The organism is Ornithinimicrobium pratense (assembly GCF_008843165.1).
GTDB classification, from domain to species: domain Bacteria; phylum Actinomycetota; class Actinomycetes; order Actinomycetales; family Dermatophilaceae; genus Ornithinicoccus; species Ornithinicoccus pratensis.
In genome coordinates this window covers 856,303-868,954 of sequence record NZ_CP044427.1, presented here as the reverse complement: position 1 = coordinate 868,954, position 12,652 = coordinate 856,303, and the positions used below count along the sequence as shown (strand labels likewise).

Below are 12,652 nucleotides of genomic sequence, written 5' to 3'. Positions count from 1 at the left end.
CCCTGACATCAGGAGAAACCCATGCTCCCTCTGGTTCTCGCCTCCGCCTCCCCTGCCCGCCTGACCACCCTGCGCAGCGCCGGTGTCGAGCCGGAGGTGCTGGTCTCAGGCGTGGACGAAGACGCCGTCCTCGCCTTCCACCAGCAGCGGTACGGCCCGCTGGACCCGACCGACGTGGCCCTCACCCTGGCCCGGGCCAAGTGCGAGGACGTGGTCACGCGGCACGACCCCGCGGCGTTGGTCCTGGGCTGCGACTCCGTGCTGGAGCTGGACGGGCAGGTGTACGGCAAACCCGGGACCTCGCAGGTGGCGATCGAGCGGTGGCAGGTGATGCGTGGCCGCTCGGGGATACTGCACACCGGGCACTGGCTGGTCGACAACCGCGACGAGGAGGACGGGGGCAGCAGCGCGACGTTCGGGGCCTGCTCCAGCACGGTGGTGCACTTCGCCGACCTCTCCGACGCCGAGATCGCGGCCTATGTCGCGACCGGTGAGCCGATGCAGGTGGCGGGTGCGTTCACCGTCGACGGGCTGGGCGGGCCCTACGTCACCGGCATCGAGGGCGACCACCACGGTGTGGTCGGGCTGAGCCTGCCCCTGCTGCGCGAGCTGCTTGGGCAGTTAGCCATCGACTGGCACGACCTGCGCGACTGACCGAGGGGCGGGGTGACGGCCGGCGCGCCCGAGCTCCGGACGTGGCCCTCCCGGCCGGTCGCCGTGACGCCCACCCCGGTTGCGGGCCGGACGCGCGGAGGTGTGACCATGGGCTAGGCAAGGCTCGATGAGGAGGTCGGCAGTGGCTGGAGACGTGCGCAAGGTCGCCGTGGTGGGTGCGGGAATGGTCGGACTGTCGACCGCTTGGTTCTTGCGTGAGCAGGGTGTGGAGGTCACGGTCCTGGACCGCTCGGGCGTCGGCGCCGGAGCCTCCTGGGGCAACGCCGGGTGGCTGACGCCTGCGATCGCCACGCCGCTGCCCGAGCCGGCTGTGCTGCGCTACGGCGTGCGTGCGGTCATCTCGGCCAACTCCCCGGTGTACGTCCCGCCCACCCTGGACCCGAACCTGGCCCGGTTCGTCGCCGGCTTCATGCGCCATAGCACGAACGGGCGCTGGAGGACGGCGATGCAAGCCCTGCTGCCCGTCAATGCCCAGTCCCTGGACGCCTTTGACCATCTCGGGGCGCACGGCGTCAGCGCCGAGGTCTTCGAGGCCGACCCGTTCATCGCTGCCTACGAGCGTGCCGGTGACGTCCAGGTGCTGCTGGAGGAGTTCGAGCAGATCGAGCGCGCGGGCGGGAGGGTCGAGCACGAGCTCGTCGGCGGCGCCGAGGCGCGACGTCGGGAGCCGGCTCTCTCCGAGACGGTCCAGGCCGCGATCATCATCCACGGCCAGCGCTACCTGCGCCCGGTGGAGTATGTCGAGTCTCTCGCCGAGGCGGTGCGCGCGCAGGGGACAGAGATTCTCTCCGACGCGCAGGTCGTGGGCATCGACGACCTCGGCCGCGCAGGCGTGCAGGTGCGCACCAGCGGGCCCGGCTCGGGCAGCTACGACGCCGTCGTCGTGGCGACGGGCGCCTGGCTGGGTGACCTGGTCCGCCCTTACGGCGTCCGGCACGTCGTTCAGGCTGGGCGGGGGTACTCCTTCAGCGTCGAGACCGAGCGCCTGCCGCGGGGGCCGATGTACTTCCCGGCCGTCCGGGTGGCCCTCACACCACTCAGCGACCGGCTTCGCGTCGCCGGCATGATGGAGTTCCGCAAGGCCGACGCCGCACTGGACCCCCGCCGGATCCGCGCCATCGTCGAGGCCGCCAGGCCGCTGCTCAAGGGCGCCGACCTGGACCGTCGGCAGGACGAGTGGGTTGGGTCCCGCCCGGTCACCGCCGACGGCCTGCCCCTGATCGGGCGTACCGAGTCCGAGCGGGTCTTCGTCGCCGGTGGCCACGGCATGTGGGGCATCACGCTCGGCCCCGTCACGGGCCGCCTGCTGGCCGAGCAGATCACGACCGGGCGGGTGCCTGCCGAGCTGACCCCTTTCGACCCGCTGCGCCGCCTGCAGTGGGCCCCGTCCCGGCTGCGTGCCGCGCGGCGCCGGACGGGCTCGGCCGCGCTCTGAGGGCCCGGCGCCGCCCGACCCCCGGCCGGGGCAGCTCAGGCCCCGCGGGGCGAGTCAGGCGTCGTAGTCGATGGTCACCAGGTCGCTGACCGGGTGCGACTGGCACATGAGCCGGTAGCCGCGTTCCACCTCGTCCGGCTCCAAGGCGTAGTTGCGGTCCATGCGGACCTCGCCGGTCACCACCTTGGCCCGGCACGTGCCGCACACGCCGCCGGTGCAGGAGAAGGGGGCGTCCGGGCGCTCGCGCAGCGTGGCGTCCAGGATCGATTCCGCTCTGGCGGGCATCGGCACGGTCGTGGTGCGCCCGTCCAGCGTGACGGTGACGACGGCCTCCGGCGGGGCCGTGGGGTCGACCTCGACCGGCGCGACCTGGGTCACCGGGCCCCCGGCGGCGTCGACGTGGAAGATCTCGTGGTGGACGTGCTCAGGGTCCACGTCCCGCTCGGCCAGCACGGTCCGCACCGTCTCGACCATGTCGTGCGGCCCGCACAGGTACCACTCGTCAACCTCGTCCTCGGGCACGAAGGTGGCCAGGAACTCCTCGAACTTCGCCCGGTCGATGCGACCGGTGAACAGCTCCAGGCCCTGCACCTCGCGGGAGAGCACGTTGAGCAGGGTGAACCGGCCCGGGAACCGGTTCTTCAGGTCCATCAGCTCCTCCAGGAACATGATGGAGTCGGTGCGCCGGTTGCCGAAGATCAGCGTGGCCCGCGACTGCGGCTCCTCCTCCAGCGCCGTCGTGAGCAGCGAGAGCACAGGGGTAATGCCCGAGCCTGCGGCCACGCCGACGTGGTGGCGCCGCGCCGTGGGGTCAGTCCGGCAGACGAAGCTGCCCATGGGGGTCATCACCTGCAGGGTGTCTCCGGGCTGGACCTCGGTGCTCAGCCAGGTCGACATGACGCCGGTCGGGACGCGCATCGAGGCTACCCGGACCTCGCCGAGGCGTCGGGCCTCGGCGCGGGAGATGCAGCAGGAGTAGGAGCGGCGCACGTCCTGCCCCTCGATGGTCGCCCGCAGGGTCAGGTGCTGGCCCGGCTCGAAGTCGAAGTCGCGGCGCAGCTCCTCGGGGACCGCGAAGCTGATCGCGACCGCGTCGTCGGTCAGCCGGTCCACCCGGGTGACGGTCAGGTCGTGGAAGGTGGCGCGGCGGCGGGTGGGCTGCTGCAACAGGCTCAACATCGCTCCTTGGGGTCTGGGGCGGGCCCCCAGCTGCGGGGGCTGCGGGGCGGTGCCCCATGCGTCTAGATCGTCTTGAACTCATCGAACGGCTCGCGGCAAGACAGACAGCGCCGCAGGGCCTTGCAGGCCGTGGACCCGAAGCGGGAGATCTCCTCGGTGTGCTCCGAGCCGCAGAGCGGGCAGGTGACCTGCCGGACGGAGAGCCCAACCGGCACCGGCCCGTGTGCCTTCTGACCGGTGGGTGGGGCGATGCCGAAGCGGCGCAGGGCCTCCCGGCCCTCCTCGCTCATCCAGTCGGTGGTCCAGGCGGGCGAGAGGCGGGTGACGATCTCGACCGGGACGCCGGCCTGGGCGCAGACGCGGCGGATGTCCTCCTCCATCACCCGCATGGCCGGGCATCCGGAGTAGGTGGGGGTGATGGTGACGCGCAGGCCCTCTCCGTCCCGCTCGATCTCGCGGATGACCCCGAGCTGATGGATGGTGATGACGGGAATCTCGGGGTCCGGCACCGCCTTCAACGCCGCCTGGACCTGCGCCAGCCGGTCGGTGACGGCGACGCGCGGTGCCTGCTCCACGTCCATACCCACCTCCACCCTCACCAGGTGGCGCCGGGGTGGCTGCGGGCGATGTGCTGCATCTCCGCGAGCAGGTAGCCCATCGCCTCGGAGTGCACCCCCTCCCGGCCGCCTCGGGCGTGCCAGCGCGGGGGCTCGGGCATGGCCAGGGTCGCCTGGGAGACCACCTGCGCGACGACCGAGTTGACCGCCTCGGTCAGCTCCGAGGGCAAGACGCCGATGCCCTGCTCGCTGGCCCAGACGGCCGCGGGGTAGTCCTCGCCGAGCTCGCCTACGTAGGGGTGCACCGCCTCCAGCGCGACCTGCATGCGCCCGTGGCTCAGCTCGGTGCCGTCACCCAGGCGCAGCACCCACTGGGCCGCGTGGTCGCGGTGGTAGTCAACCTCCTTGACCGCCTTCTCGGCGATCCCGGCCAGCACCTCGTCGGCCGAGTCCACCAGCCTGGAGTAGAGCTCGCACTGGTAGGAGGCGAACCACAGCATCCGTGCCATCTCGTAGGCGAAATCACCACGGGGCTGCTCCACCAGCTGCACGTTGCGAAAGCTGCGCTCGTCGCGCAGCATCGCCAGCGCGTCCTCATCACGGCCCTCGCCCTCGACCTCACCGGCCCGGGTCAGCAGCGTCCGGGCCTGCCCGAGCAGGTCCAGACCGACGTTGCCCAGGGCCATGTCCTCCTCGATCTGCGGGGCATGGGTGAGCCACTCCCCGAGACGCTGGGCGTAGATCAGCGCGTCGTCGCCCAGGGAGAGCAGGTAAGCCGTGTGCAGCTGGGCGGGGGAGGCGCCGCGCACCCCCCCGACATCGGCGCGTTCACCGGCGATCGGCGGCCGGGTCGTGACCTCGTTCATAGGTACTCCACGTCCTCGGGCACGTCGTAGAAGGTGGGGTGCCGGTAGACCTTGTCCGCCGCGGGGTCAAAGAAGCTGTCCTTCTCCTCGGGGCTGGAGGCAGTGATGTCGGCTGAGGCCACGACCCAGATGGACACCCCCTCCTGGCGGCGGGTGTAGAGGTCGCGCGCGTTGCGCAGCGCCATCTGGGCGTCCGGGGCGTGCAGCGACCCCGCGTGCACGTGGTTGAGCCCGCGCCGGCTCCGGACGAAGACCTCCCACAGCGGCCAGGTGGTGCTCATGCGACCTCGTCCTGCGCGCTCTGCTTGCGGGCGTAGGCCAGGGCCGCCTCCCGTACCCAGGCGCCCTCCTCGTGGGCGGCGACCCGGGTGTCGATGCGCTGCGCATTGCACGGCCCGTCGCCGCCCAGCACGCGCCAGAACTCCTCCCAGTCGATCTCGCCGAAGTCCCAGTGCCCGCGCTCCTCGTTCCAGCGCAGGTCGGGGTCGGGCAGGGTGATGTCCAGCTTGACCGCCTGAGGGACAGTCATGTCGATGAACTTCTGCCGCAGGTCGTCGTTGGAGAAGCGCTTGATGCCCCAGGCCATGCTCTGCCGAGTATGTCCACCACCTTGTGGCCTGCCGTGGTCATCCTCCCCGGAGTCGGGCGGCCCGAACATCATCAGGGCCGGCCACCACCAGCGGTCGGCGGCGTCCTGCAGCATGGCGCGCTGGGCCTCGGTGCCCCGGGAGAGGGTCCACAGGATCTCGAAGCCCTGGCGCTGGTGGAAGGACTCCTCCTTGCACACGCGGATCATCGCCCGGGCGTAGGGGCCGTAAGAGCACCGGCACAGCGGGACCTGGTTCATGATCGCGGCGCCGTCGACCAGCCAGCCGATGGCACCCACGTCGGCCCACGTCAGAGTGGGGTAGTTGAAGATCGAGGAGTACTTCTGCCGGCCGGTGTGCAGCTTGTCGAGCAGCTCGGCGCGGTCCACCCCGAGGGTCTCGGCGGCGGAGTAGAGGTAGAGCCCGTGCCCCGCCTCGTCCTGCACCTTGGCCATCAGGATGGCCTTGCGGCGCAGGCTGGGGGCCCGGGAGATCCAGTTACCCTCCGGCTGCATGCCGATGATCTCGGAGTGCGCGTGCTGGGCAATCTGCCGGATCAGCGTCTTGCGATAGCCAGCGGGCATCGCGTCGCGCGGCTCGATCCGCGAGTCCTCGTCGATCAGGCCGTTGAAGTAGTCCTCCAGCGCCTGCTGGTACTCGGGGGTCTCCGCGGCGTTCAGGGGCGCATCTGCGTCGTTGCGGGGCCCGAAGTCGTTGCCGTACATACCCCTATTGTGCCAGAGAACCCCGGTTTTGTGACAGTTTCGACGTCGAACGACGGCGAATCTGTTACATCACACGGGTGGGAGACTGGAGGGGTGAGCGACCACCATCCCGAGCCCGGACCTGAGCACGGTGCCCAGCAGGACCCCGAACGGCCCGGCGGCCACCACCCCCACCAGCACCAGATCGGGCACCAGCACCCGCACGGGGACGAGCCGGCTGCGGCGGCCCCCGGCCCGCTGGCGGACGCCAGCGTGCGCACCGCCCGACCTAGCGACGCCCCGGCGGTGGGGCTGGTGCAGGCCACGGTCTACCAGGCCGAGCTGGCCGCTGTGCTCGCCCCGGAGCTGCTCGAGGAGCTCACCGGACCCCGGTTCGCCGCCGGCTGGCGCCGCTCCCTGGAACGCCCCCCCTCGACCCGCCATCGGCTGCTCGTCGCCTGCGCCGGGCCCCAGGTGGTGGGCTACGTCGCGCTGGGGCCCGCCGAGGATGAGCCGGGGTTGGACGCGGAGCGCACCGGCATGGTCTACGACGGCGGTGTCCACCCCGACGGCCGGGGAGCCGGTCACGGCTCCCGCTTGCTCAACGCGGCGGTGGACACCCTGCGGGCCGGCAACGACGAGCTGGCGGCGGTGGCGACCTGGGTACGCGCCGACGCCGAGGGGCCCCTGACCTTCCTGCAGGCCGCGGGTTTCACCCCGGACGGCGCCTGGCGCGACCGGGTCGTCGGTGAGGACGGCCGCACCACGCGGGAGGTGCGCCTGGTGACCGAGGTATGACGTGGTGGCGCACGCCGGCCGCCCGGCAGGGGGTGGCGGTCGGCCTGGTCGGCCTATACGGGGTGAGCGCGGGGGCTCTGGGGATAGCTGCCGGACTGACCGTCGGGCAAACGGTGCTCACCTCGCTACTGCTTTTCTCCGGCGGCTCCCAGTTCGCCTTCTACGGCGTGATCGGCGCGGGCGGCAATCCGCTGGCGGCGATCGCCACCTCGACCCTGCTGGGGCTGCGCAACGGCTTCTACGGCCTGGAGCTCTCCCGCCGGTTGGCACCCTCCCCCGCCCTGCGCCCGCTCACCGCCCATCTGACGATCGACGAGTCCACCGCCGTGGCGGTTGCCCAGCCGGACCAGCGCTCGACCCGGATCGGGTTCTACACCACCGGCGCGGTGCTCTTCGTGGTGTGGAACACCATGACCCTGCTGGGGGCCCTGGCCGGTGAGGCCATGGGCGACCCCCGCTCCTGGGGGCTGGACGCCGCTGCCGCCGCCGCGTTCGTGGCCCTGGTCTGGCCACGGCTGAGGGGGCGCGGACCGATCGGCACCGCGGCCCTCGCCATGGTGCTCACCCTGGTGTCGGCGCCGTTCGTGCCGACCGGGGTGGAGGTCCTCATCGGCGCCACGGCGGCCCTGGCCCTCGGTCTGCCCCAACGCGGTCGCACCGATCTGCCCCTGACCCCCGTCGCGCGGGAGGCCGAGCCGATCCGCGCTCATGAGGTGACGCGGCCGGAGGAGCGCCGGTGACCCTGTGGATCGCCGTCGTCGCCGCCTGCCTGCTGGCCTGGTTGGTCAAGCTGGCTGGCTACCTCGTGCCCGAGCGGGTCCTGCAGATCCCGTGGGTGGACCGGGTCGTGCCACTGCTCACGGTCGCCCTGCTCAGCGCGCTGGTCATCACCCAGGGCTTCTTGGACGGCGCCCGGCTGCCCGCCCTCGACGCCCGTGCCGCCGGGGTCGGGGTCGCCCTGGTGCTGCTCGTGCTGCGCGCCCCGTTCCTCGTGGTCGTCGCCGCGGCCGCCGCCACCGCCGCACTGCTGCGGCTCTGGGGAGGATAGGCCGTGACGGGGGTGGACCCAGGGAAGGGTGAGCGGGCAGGGGCCGCTGTCGGCCCGCGCCGGGCAGGACGGCTGGTGAGCGTGGACCTGGCACGGCTGCTGGCTCTGCTCGGCATGTTCGCCTCCCACCTCATCCTCCCGCTGCGCGCCGACGCCGGCGTGGACGGCCTGTTCCAGGTCGTCGCGGGTCGCTCCTCTGCCCTGTTCGCCCTCCTCGCGGGCGTCAGCCTGGCCATCGTCACCCGTGACCTCCACGCCGGTGGCGGTGGTCCCGCCGGTAGCCGCACCGCCAACCCCGCATGGCACCGGCACCGACTGCTCGTGCGGGCGGCGGCGGTCGGGGCCGTCGGCCTCGTCCTCGGGCTCCTCGACTCCGGTATCGCGGTGATCCTGGTCTACTACGCGGTGCTGTTCTGCTGCGCCCTGCCGGTGCTGACCTGGAGGGCGCCTGCCCTGGCGGCCTTGGCGATGACCTGGGGCCTGGTCAGCCCACTGCTGAGCATGATGGCCCGCCCGGCGCTACCGTCGACCACCTATCAGGTGCCGTCGCTGGTCAGCCTGCGCGATCCGGTCCAGCTGCTCAGCGAGCTCCTGGTCACGGGGTACTACCCGGTGCTGACCTGGGCGACCTATCTCTTCGCCGGGCTGGCCGTCGGTCGCCTGCTGGCGCCTGGGGGCACCGTGTTGTCCGATGCGCGCGTCTCCTCCCGACTGGGCGCCATACTGACGCTGCTCGGCCTGCTCCTGGCCGCGGTCCCCCTGGTGGTCTCGCGCATGCTCACCGGGTCCGAGCAGGTGCGGCAGGCCCTGGTCGAGACCTCGGGGGCCGCCAGCTGGACACACCTATCGGTCGAGCTTCGGAGCGGCTTCTACGGCGTGCACCCCGAGGGCACGTCCTGGTGGCTCGGGGTGTGGGTGCCGCACAGCGGCAGCATCGCGGATCTGGCCCACACGACCGGGTGCGCACTGCTGGCGCTCGGCCTGTGCTGGTGGGCGGTCCGCCTGCTCCCGCGGCTGCCCTGGCAGCTTGTGGCGGGGGCGGGCGCCATGACGCTGACCCTCTACACCCTGCACGTGGCGGTCCTCGGCAGCCCGTGGGGCGAACCCGGGAGGGCGCTGGCCCGGGGGTCGCAGACGGCCCTGGTCCTGCACGCGGCCCTGGCCCTGATGGTCGGCGTGGTCTTTGCTGCACTGCGCCGGCCCGGCCCGCTGGAGCACGGTCTGCGCTGGCTGACCGCGGTGGCCGTCCCCCGCGCACCCCGCGGATGAGACACCCTCCCGCGCAGAGGGCTCGCCTCCTCGGCCCAGTGGCAGGCCACCCGGTGCCTTTTCGGATCCTTCAGCACTGTCTGTACGTGTTCATCTAGCGTTCACCACATCAGCCTCACCCGCCGCACAGTCTCCGAAGATGCGCTGATCACCGACTTCGACACCCCTGCCGGTCGGCGGCCGTTTACCTTCTGTTCACTTTTAGGCTAGGCTAGGTGAACACACGGTAAACAACTGGTCTGCAGACGCCGACCACGAGTCCGAAGGAGGGCACCATGACCACGGTTCGTCAGCTACCCAAGGCGCGACGTCGCGTCGTCCTGGCGTGGGTCCCCGTGACCGACGCCGACGGCCGCACCCGCATGGAGATGCGCTGGGACGTCTCGGGGGATCCGCTCCCCGGCGTGCCGCAGCGGCCGCCTGAGACAGCCTAAGACACCGACCCACGAGGGCCCGGACGCACATCGCGTCCGGGCCCTCGTCGTACCGGTGGGTTGGTGACGGTGGTCTGGCTCCCGTCACCACGGCTCACTCACTCTGAGTCGGAACCGCCCTGGCTCTGGTCATCGCCCCCGCCGTTGCCACCGCGGCCACGGCCGCCGCGACGCCGACGCTGACGACGGGGACGGTCGCCGCCGTCCTGGCCCTCCTCGGACCCGGAGCCGCTCCCGTCGGCGTCCTCGGCGTCGGGGACGTCCTCGGGGTCCTGCACGTCCTCAGGCGCCGGGGGCAGGTGCGCCTCGACCGCCTGGGTCTGCGGGGCCTCGGCCTCAACAGCGGGCGGGGTCTGGACCGCGTCACCCTGGGTGCCACCGTCGCCGTTCCCGTCACCCTCGACGACGGCAGCCAGCGAGAGCTTGCCGCGCGGGTCGATCTCCTTGAGCTCCACCTGGACCTTCTGGCCCACTGACATCACGTCCTCGACGGCGTCGATGCGACGGCCGCCGACGAGCTTGCGGATCTCAGAGATGTGCAGCAGGCCGTCCTTGCCCGGAAGCAGGGAGATGAACGCGCCGAAGGTTGTGGTCTTGACCACGGTGCCCAGGAAGCGCTCGCCGATCTCCGGCATCTGCGGGTTGGCGATCGCGTTGACCGCCGCGCGCGCCGCCTCGGCCGAGGGGCCGTCGGTGGCGCCGATGTAGACCGTGCCGTCGTCCTCGATCGAGATGTCGGCGCCGGTGTCCTCCTGGATCTGGTTGATCATCTTGCCCTTGGGGCCGATGACCTCGCCGATCTTGTCGATCGGCACCTTCACCGAGATGACGCGCGGGGCGTAGGGGCTCATCTCGTCCGGGGTGTCGATGGCCTCGTTCATCACGTCCAGGATGTGCAGGCGCGCGTCGCGGGCCTGGGTAAGGGCACCGCCCAGGACATCGGCGGGGATGCCGTCGAGCTTGGTGTCCAGCTGGATGGCGGTGACGAACTCCTTGGTGCCGGCGACCTTGAAGTCCATGTCGCCGAAGGCGTCCTCGGCGCCGAGGATGTCGGTCAGCGCCGCGTAGCGCATCTGCCCATCCACCTCCGCCGAGACCAGGCCCATCGCGATGCCCGCGACCGGGGCGCGCAGCGGCACGCCGGCGTTGAGCAGCGACATCGTGGATGCACAGACCGAACCCATCGAGGTCGAGCCGTTGGAGCCCAGCGCCTCGGAGACCTGGCGGATCGCGTAGGGGAACTCCTCGCGGGAGGGCAGCACCGGCATGAGCGCACGCTCGGCGAGCGCACCGTGACCGATCTCGCGACGCTTCGGGGAGCCCACGCGCCCGGTCTCACCGGTGCTGTAGGGCGGGAAGTTGTAGTTGTGCATGTAGCGCTTGCGGGTCACCGGGGACAGGGTGTCCAGCTGCTGCTCCATGCGCAGCATGTTCAGCGTGGTCACGCCCATGATCTGGGTCTCGCCCCGCTCGAAGATCGCCGAGCCGTGAGCCCGCGGCAGGACCTCCACCTCTGCGGACAGCGCCCGGATGTCCTTCAGACCACGGCCGTCGATGCGCACCTCGTCACGCAGGATGCGCTCTCGGATGAGGTTCTTCTGCACGGCCCGGTAGGCGGCGTCGATCTCCTTGTCGCGCCCGGCGAACGGAGCGTTCTGGGTGACGTCCGAGTCACCCGCCGCGTCCCAGTGCAGGCCAAGGAGCTTGCCCTTCATCGCGATCTTGATCTCGTCGATGCGGGTCTCCCGCGCCTGCTTTCCGGCGATCTGCAGCGCCTGGGCAAGGTCAGCGGCGGCCGCGTCCTGGACCGCGGTGTAGGCGTCGTCCTCGTAGTCGAGGAAGCGGGGGAACTGCTGGACCTCCTTGGCCGCCTCAGCGGCCAGCTGGGCCTGGGCCTGGCACAGGAGCTTGATGAACTTCTTGGACTCCTCCAGACCCTGGGCGACGACCTCCTCCGTCGGGGCCTGCTTGCCCTCGTTCTTGACCAGCTCCCAGGTCGCCTCGGTGGACTCGGCCTCGACCATCATGATGGCGACATCGCTGCCGTCACCCACGACACGCCCGGCCACGACCATGTCAAAGGTCGAGCGCTGGGCGTCGGGGAAGTCTGGGAAGGCGACCCACTGGCCGTCGATGAGCGAGACGCGGGTCGCGCCGATCGGCCCACCGAAGGGCAGGCCGGAGATCTGGGTCGACAGCGATGCAGCGTTGATCGCGAGCACGTCGTACTGGTGCTCGGGGTTCAGGGACAGCACCGAGATGACGACCTGGACCTCGTTGCGCAGGCCCTTGGCAAAGGTCGGGCGCAGCGGGCGGTCGATGAGGCGGCAGGTGAGGATCGCGTCGGTGGACGGGCGACCCTCCCGCCGGAAGAAGCTGCCGGGGATCTTGCCGAGGGCGTACATGCGCTCCTCGACGTCCACGGTCAGCGGGAAGAAGTCGAAGTGGTCCTTGGGGTGCTTGCTGGCCGTGGTGGTGGACAGCAGCATCGTGTCGTCGTCAAGGTAGGCGGTGACGCTGCCGCCGGCCTGCCTGGCCAGGCGCCCGGTCTCGAACCGGACGGTGCGGGTGCCGAAGCTGCCATTGTCGATGGTGGCTTCGCCGAAGGTGATCTCTGGACCCTCCATGGGCCCTCCTTTTCTGTTCTCTCGCAAACACCGGGCATCGTCGTTGTGCTCGGCTGTTCCCAACTGCTGGGGCGTGCCGTCGCGGCAGGCCCCGACGCACGCTCGTGCGCACGTCATACGCAAAGGAGCGGCTCCCGGATCGGGAACCGCTCCCTCGCGAAGTTCAGCGGCGCAGGCCGAGCCGCTTGATCAGCGACCGGTAGCGCTCGATGTCGGTCGACTCCAGGTAGCGGAGCAGACGCTTGCGCTTGCCGACCAGCAGCAGCAACCCACGGCGGCTGTGGTGGTCGTGCTTGTGCTCACGCGAGTGCTCGGTGAGCTCCTTGATCCGGTGGGTCAGGAGCGCGACCTGCACCTCCGGGCTGCCGGTGTCGCCCTCGGTCGTGGCGTACTCCTTGATGATGTCCTGCTTGGCAGCAGTCTCGTTCGCCATGGGCGACTCCTTCATGATCGTTGCGCGGCGCAACCCGGGC

Annotated in this window: 14 protein-coding genes; 7 read left to right on the top strand and 7 right to left on the bottom strand. The window is 71.1% G+C overall.

The window, feature by feature from the left end; translation table 11 throughout:
* Positions 1-21 precede the first annotated feature (21 nt).
* Positions 22-654, top strand: coding sequence for a Maf family protein (locus FY030_RS03955; RefSeq protein WP_158060377.1), 633 nt, complete (start codon positions 22-24; stop codon positions 652-654).
* 142 nt (positions 655-796) lie between these two features.
* A complete protein-coding gene (locus FY030_RS03950; RefSeq protein ID WP_272950536.1) occupies positions 797-2,110 on the top strand; it encodes an NAD(P)/FAD-dependent oxidoreductase in 1,314 nt (437 codons plus the stop codon).
* Positions 2,111-2,164: 54 nt separating this feature from the next.
* On the opposite strand, the gene paaE is transcribed toward FY030_RS03950, so the two are convergent.
* The 5 genes from paaE to paaA all read right to left on the bottom strand — a co-directional run bounded on the left by paaE (position 2,165) and on the right by paaA (position 6,024).
* Positions 2,165-3,289 (bottom strand): 1,2-phenylacetyl-CoA epoxidase subunit PaaE, encoded by a 1,125-nt coding sequence (gene paaE / locus FY030_RS03945; protein WP_158060375.1) that lies wholly within the window; start codon positions 3,287-3,289, stop codon positions 2,165-2,167.
* 62 nt (positions 3,290-3,351) lie between these two features.
* Positions 3,352-3,870, bottom strand: coding sequence for a 1,2-phenylacetyl-CoA epoxidase subunit PaaD (gene paaD, locus FY030_RS03940; protein WP_158060374.1), 519 nt, complete (start codon positions 3,868-3,870; stop codon positions 3,352-3,354).
* A 14-nt stretch (positions 3,871-3,884) separates the two neighbouring features.
* Complete coding sequence (paaC, locus tag FY030_RS03935; protein ID WP_158060373.1) at positions 3,885-4,712, bottom strand: 1,2-phenylacetyl-CoA epoxidase subunit PaaC; 828 nt, start codon at positions 4,710-4,712, stop codon at positions 3,885-3,887.
* Complete coding sequence (paaB, locus tag FY030_RS03930; protein WP_158060372.1) at positions 4,709-4,993, bottom strand: 1,2-phenylacetyl-CoA epoxidase subunit PaaB; 285 nt, start codon at positions 4,991-4,993, stop codon at positions 4,709-4,711. Before paaB ends, paaC begins: the two co-directional genes overlap by 4 nt.
* Positions 4,990-6,024 carry a 1,2-phenylacetyl-CoA epoxidase subunit PaaA gene (gene paaA, locus FY030_RS03925; protein WP_158060371.1) on the bottom strand — a complete coding sequence of 345 codons (1,035 nt, stop codon included), beginning with the start codon at positions 6,022-6,024 and terminating at the stop codon, positions 4,990-4,992. Before paaA ends, paaB begins: the two co-directional genes overlap by 4 nt.
* Positions 6,025-6,117: 93 nt before the next feature.
* On the opposite strand from paaA, the gene FY030_RS03920 reads away from it, so the two are divergent.
* From FY030_RS03920 to FY030_RS16280, 5 genes are all read left to right on the top strand, one after another.
* Positions 6,118-6,801 carry a GNAT family N-acetyltransferase gene (locus tag FY030_RS03920; RefSeq protein WP_238348538.1) on the top strand — a complete coding sequence of 228 codons (684 nt, stop codon included), beginning with the start codon at positions 6,118-6,120 and terminating at the stop codon, positions 6,799-6,801.
* A complete protein-coding gene (locus FY030_RS03915; protein WP_158060370.1) occupies positions 6,798-7,541 on the top strand; it encodes an AzlC family ABC transporter permease in 744 nt (247 codons plus the stop codon). Before FY030_RS03920 ends, FY030_RS03915 begins: the two co-directional genes overlap by 4 nt.
* The gene (locus tag FY030_RS03910; RefSeq protein WP_158060369.1) at positions 7,538-7,849 is read left to right on the top strand and encodes an AzlD domain-containing protein; all 312 of its coding nucleotides are present in this window, start codon (positions 7,538-7,540) and stop codon (positions 7,847-7,849) included. Before FY030_RS03915 ends, FY030_RS03910 begins: the two co-directional genes overlap by 4 nt.
* 75 nt (positions 7,850-7,924) lie before the next feature.
* Complete coding sequence (locus tag FY030_RS03905) at positions 7,925-9,118, top strand: heparan-alpha-glucosaminide N-acetyltransferase domain-containing protein (RefSeq protein ID WP_158060368.1); 1,194 nt, start codon at positions 7,925-7,927, stop codon at positions 9,116-9,118.
* A 275-nt stretch (positions 9,119-9,393) separates the two neighbouring features.
* Positions 9,394-9,552: a hypothetical protein gene (locus tag FY030_RS16280; protein ID WP_192498710.1), complete on the top strand. Its 159-nt coding sequence runs from the start codon at positions 9,394-9,396 to the stop codon at positions 9,550-9,552.
* Between the two features lie 98 nt (positions 9,553-9,650).
* Here FY030_RS16280 and FY030_RS03900 read toward each other — a convergent pair whose 3' ends face one another.
* Positions 9,651-12,179 (bottom strand): polyribonucleotide nucleotidyltransferase, encoded by a 2,529-nt coding sequence (locus tag FY030_RS03900; RefSeq protein WP_158060367.1) that lies wholly within the window; start codon positions 12,177-12,179, stop codon positions 9,651-9,653.
* A 163-nt stretch (positions 12,180-12,342) separates the two neighbouring features.
* Complete coding sequence (gene rpsO / locus FY030_RS03895; RefSeq protein WP_158060366.1) at positions 12,343-12,612, bottom strand: 30S ribosomal protein S15; 270 nt, start codon at positions 12,610-12,612, stop codon at positions 12,343-12,345.
* Positions 12,613-12,652 lie beyond the last annotated feature (40 nt).

Bases quoted from the DNA above. Each gene is read 5' to 3' on its own strand.
- FY030_RS03955 (WP_158060377.1), top strand. From the start codon at position 22: ATGCTCCCTCTGGTTCTCGCCTCCGCCTCCCCTGCCCGCCTGACCACC.
- paaE (WP_158060375.1), bottom strand. From the start codon at position 3,289: ATGTTGAGCCTGTTGCAGCAGCCCACCCGCCGCCGCGCCACCTTCCAC.
- paaD (WP_158060374.1), bottom strand. From the start codon at position 3,870: ATGGACGTGGAGCAGGCACCGCGCGTCGCCGTCACCGACCGGCTGGCG.
- paaC (WP_158060373.1), bottom strand. From the start codon at position 4,712: ATGAACGAGGTCACGACCCGGCCGCCGATCGCCGGTGAACGCGCCGAT.
- paaB (WP_158060372.1), bottom strand. From the start codon at position 4,993: ATGAGCACCACCTGGCCGCTGTGGGAGGTCTTCGTCCGGAGCCGGCGC.
- paaA (WP_158060371.1), bottom strand. From the start codon at position 6,024: ATGTACGGCAACGACTTCGGGCCCCGCAACGACGCAGATGCGCCCCTG.
- FY030_RS03915 (WP_158060370.1), top strand. From the start codon at position 6,798: ATGACGTGGTGGCGCACGCCGGCCGCCCGGCAGGGGGTGGCGGTCGGC.
- FY030_RS16280 (WP_192498710.1), top strand. From the start codon at position 9,394: ATGACCACGGTTCGTCAGCTACCCAAGGCGCGACGTCGCGTCGTCCTG.
- FY030_RS03900 (WP_158060367.1), bottom strand. From the start codon at position 12,179: ATGGAGGGTCCAGAGATCACCTTCGGCGAAGCCACCATCGACAATGGC.
- rpsO (WP_158060366.1), bottom strand. From the start codon at position 12,612: ATGGCGAACGAGACTGCTGCCAAGCAGGACATCATCAAGGAGTACGCC.